At 31.5% G+C, this 709-nt stretch carries 1 pseudogene; it reads right to left on the bottom strand.

Annotated elements, in window-relative coordinates:
* Window positions 1-709 (bottom strand): annotated as a pseudogene (locus tag B2U95_RS03970) (hypothetical protein); the annotation flags it as partial.

Raw genomic sequence — 709 nt, 5'->3', positions numbered from 1 at the left:
CATAGGTATTTCCGTTGTTAAATTCTACCTCACTAAAAACAGCATGATTTAAAAGCACATCCTTTTTCACCCTATTAAATGATGGAGCGCTAACAGTTGTTGCATTTAAAATTCCCACTTCTGTAAATTGGTAACCGCCTAAAAGATTAAACTTACTATTGATTTTATAATTGGTTTTCAACTTTAAACCAGTCTCAATTACTTCATTGGATTGTGTTAATTTTTGATCGGTTTGTACCCTAAAGTCAATAGCATCGACATTATATTTGCAATAATAGGTACTTAAATCTGTTGTAAATTTAGTGTCCCATTTGGCAATCCAACTACCACCAAAGCCTATATTTTTTTGCTGTAAATTGCTTGTTTTAGATTCTGTTTCATTCTGATTATTTGTAAATGTTTCTGTATAATCCAGATTATTATAAATCCCAATAACGTTTGCCCGAAACTTATGATTTTCGTTTAAGTCATAAAGTAATTTTGCCGTATAATCATAAAAGAAAAAATCTGAAGATTGATTACTCTCATTAATGTTTTGGCTATTCGTAGTCAGTTCGCTATCCTGAAAACTTCGTTCAAAATAATTATCGTAAGTTGGTGAAGGTAATATATCTGAAAAAGAACGTCTTCCTGAAACATGTACAGCGATTTTTTTACTGATCGGAATTTCCAAAAACACATCCGCATGGATTAAATTGGCACCAAAACC

The sequence above is a fragment of the Winogradskyella sp. UBA3174 genome, assembly GCF_002364335.1.
Taxonomy (GTDB): domain Bacteria; phylum Bacteroidota; class Bacteroidia; order Flavobacteriales; family Flavobacteriaceae; genus Winogradskyella.
The sequence above is the reverse complement of the archived record's forward strand: the minus strand, read 5'-3'. Positions and strand labels throughout refer to the sequence as shown.